A 3,275-nucleotide genomic window follows, 5' to 3' on the forward strand; every position below is an offset into this window, starting at 1 on the left:
TCCCCTGGGGGGCTCTGCCCCCTGCTCCCCCGAGGTAAAAAAGGCATAGAGCTAAGCCGCCTGCCCACTTCCTTTCCCCACCGCCCCATGCCCTACGCCGTCATCCGAGTTGCCAAAATCAAGACCCAGGCTCACGCCCTCGCGGCCACTGGCCACAACTACCGCCAGGAGCAGCACCCCCACGCGATAGGCAACGCCGACCGGGCAGCTCCCCACCCGAACCGGGAGTATATCAACCACGAGCAGAAAGACTACTGGAGCCTGCTCGAAGCCCGCATTCAGGAGGCCGGGGTGAAGCGCGTCCGGCATGATTCGGTGCGCGGAATGGAGGTAATTCTAACCGGTAGCCCGGAGGGGTTTATTCGTGGCCAGGACGGACGAGCGGCCGACTATTCCAAAAGCAAATGGGCGCAGGACAATTTGAATTTTTTGAAGGAGAAGTTCGGCGCGCAGAACGTGGTATCGTTCACCCTGCACCAGGACGAAAAGACCCCCCACATTCACGCGGTGCTGGCCCCCATCACAGCGAAGAACACCCTATCGGCCGACCAGCTATTCAACCCCAAGAGCTTGCGTCAGCTGCAAACCGATTACGCTCAGGCAATGGCCCCGCACGGTTTTGAACGCGGCGTCGAGCATAGCCAGGCTAAACACGACCCCATGCAGCGGCTGTATGGTTTGGAGGCCCAGCACGCGCAGCGCGTGGCGGAGCTGACCAGGCCCACGGCGCCGGCGCCTGCATTTCAGCTCAGCGACCCACCCCTGCTCGGGCGGGACGAATGGAAAGCCCGTGAGGAAGCCCGCATTAACGCCGAGCTGGCCCGCCAGGCGGAGGCTGCCCGGGCGCAGCTCGTAGAGGTCGCCAAGCTCGCCCAGGCGAACACAGCGGCCGCGGAGCAGGTGAGAGTGCTCCAAAAGCAGTTGAGCACGTCAGAGGGGCTAAAACAAGGCAATTTCACCGGCCTGCAGGAAGCCACCAAGCAAGTGGAAGTAGGCGACCAGATGTTTGATAAAATGGCCGTGCGCTATGCCCAGGGGGAGGATTTAGCGGACTTCCGCGAGTTCGGGGCCACCGTGCGGGAGCAAGAGCGGGCCGAGCTAACGCGGGTTGTCGAGGGAATGCTAACCAAACCGGTGCGTGATGGGGACGACTTCCAGGCCAAGCTACAGGCCGCAGGCTACCAGGTGCAGCGCGACGAGCAGGGCAAGGGAATATTCATCCACGAAGCCAGCGGGGCCACTTTTAAGACCACCGAAATTCAGCCCAATGGCAAGGCTATTGGCCCGCAGCTCACGGCCACCATCGAGCGCACAACCCAGCAGGCATTGACTAAAAGCAAGGGGCAGAGCCGGGGGGGAGGAATCGGCATGGGTTAGCCCCCCGGCCTCACACCCAATAAATAAGACTTAAGAGAGGCACTACGTAACTACTTGACTCACATCACTAGTCTGTTTTCTACTAGAAAACGGCTCGTTTTCTAGTAGAAAACGTGGGGTTTTCCTTTTTCAAGGAAAAGGAAAACGAAAGAGTACTTAGCAGGCAACAAACGGTTATCTTTACAGCTACTAAAAAGAAAACCAACCGTTGTCTTATGAAGTACAAAAAAATCAGTGAGCACCCGGCTTACGAGAACAATCCTTTTGTAGAAGAAGCACTTGAGGGGATACAAAAGCAGACCGTAAGACGAACTCGGGTAATCAGGCCAGATGCAGGATTATCCAAGCAGGTGCAACAGATTGTAGTGAATGCAGACGGGGAGGCTACTGGCTACGGTGCTTTCATGCAGTACATCGAGGTGGATGAAGAGCAGTTTGCGAAAGTGTACCTAAGCCAATTCGCCGCATTTTGGGAGCTTTCCAAACCGGCTATTAGGGTATTTGGGTACATCCTATCAGCCCTGAAACCAGGCCAAGACAGACTGATTTTTCGCATGGATAAGGCACTGGCTTATACCAATTACAGCCACAGGAGCCACGTTTTAACGGGCCTGTCTAACCTAGTTGAATGTGGTATTATTGCGCGTACTCCCTATGAGTATGAGTACTTTATAAACCCGCTTGTATTTTTTAACGGTAATCGGGTGACGTTTGCCAAGACCTATATCAAGCGTAAAAAAGGCCAAGCTGATGTACACCAGCTCTCCATATTTGACCCACAAGAGGACGGAGCACCACTTTTGAACGAATAGGGCAGTGGGGGAAGAGTAACAAAAGGGAAAAGGAGTAGGGCAGGCGGCTTAGCTCTATGCCTTTTTTACCTCGGGGGGGCAGGGGGCAGCGCCCCCAGGGGAACGAGTATCTAGAAGAGTTTCGTCGTACCAAACATCTTCGTAGTCTTCCTCAGGAACGATTAAAAAGCGCCATCCCGGCCCTAATCCTAGGTATTTTTGAACGTAAGGGGCCCAATCATTTATGTGGGATACATGGACCGGCAAGAAAAAATCTTCTGCTGCTGAATACTCCCCGCCCCATATATACCACCCAGTTGTATCCCCTTCTGGGTTATGCCTTAGACCATGTATAGGTCCCATGTTTTCCCGCACTGAAAGGGAGATACCAATTTTAAGACTAGCGGGACTAGCTACATAGTCAGTATTGTACTTATCACACAATGCTTTTTGGTCAATTCGTCTGTTCATTGTGCTAAGTCAGTGACGTACTAGTGGTTCTTTCCCCTTTGCAAAGTACTCTTCTGGTATAGTCCATATTTCAGTTCTTATACCACCCATCCCACCTTCAGACTTCCGTTTTGCATTACTGTCTCCAAACCAAACAGCAATGTGCTCTTCTGGTACCTCATCATCATCGATTATATCTCCACTGAGACCAACGACCACACAGGGTAAGCCATCAAATTCTAGGATATCGCCCGGTTTAAACGAATTAGCCATCTGGTAATTAGTGTAAGGTCAAAACAAAGAACCTGGTCGAGTAGAGGGCGCACCTTCAACACATCGACCAGGCTCCAGGCGTTTATAGCACCTACCTTATTCCTTCCCGCTTGATACCTCTACCAAACAAGTCCGCTTCAGGTAAGCCCGGCTAAGGTAGGGCAAAAATCCGTAACTTAGACCGGCCAGAAAAACAAAGCCATAACCCACTATGGTTTGGCTTGGGGTAAGGGGCCTGCTACGCGCCCCTTACCCCAAGCCAAACCGTGGTCCCTGCGGGGCACCTCGTTCCCCTGGGGGGCTCTGCCCCCTGCTCCCCCGAGGTAAAAAAGGCATAGAGCTAAGCCGCCTGCCCACTTCCTTTCCCCACCGCCCCATGCCCTA

Annotated in this window: 3 protein-coding genes; 2 read left to right on the forward strand and 1 reads right to left on the reverse strand. The window is 53.9% G+C overall.

What is annotated here, in order from left to right; translation table 11 throughout:
- Together mobV and GGU46_RS21845 are read left to right on the forward strand one after the other, a co-directional pair.
- Positions 1–1,377 (forward strand): MobV family relaxase (mobV, locus tag GGU46_RS21840; RefSeq protein ID WP_215906434.1); only part of this gene is annotated, 1,377 nt, incomplete at its 5' end.
- Between the two features lie 113 nt (positions 1,378–1,490).
- A complete protein-coding gene (locus tag GGU46_RS21845; RefSeq protein ID WP_183405634.1) occupies positions 1,491–2,189 on the forward strand; it encodes a RepA protein in 699 nt (232 codons plus the stop codon).
- Between the two features lie 54 nt (positions 2,190–2,243).
- Here GGU46_RS21845 and GGU46_RS22670 read toward each other — a convergent pair whose 3' ends face one another.
- On the reverse strand, positions 2,244–2,639 hold the full coding sequence (locus GGU46_RS22670; protein ID WP_425486527.1) for an immunity protein Imm33 domain-containing protein: 396 nt from the start codon (positions 2,637–2,639) through the stop codon (positions 2,244–2,246).
- Positions 2,640–3,275 lie beyond the last annotated feature (636 nt).

This window comes from Hymenobacter latericoloratus, from assembly GCF_014199535.1.
In the GTDB taxonomy this organism is placed as follows: domain Bacteria; phylum Bacteroidota; class Bacteroidia; order Cytophagales; family Hymenobacteraceae; genus Hymenobacter; species Hymenobacter latericoloratus.

Bases quoted from the DNA above. Each gene is read 5' to 3' on its own strand.
- GGU46_RS22670 (WP_425486527.1), bottom strand. From the start codon at position 2,639: ATGAACAGACGAATTGACCAAAAAGCATTGTGTGATAAGTACAATACT.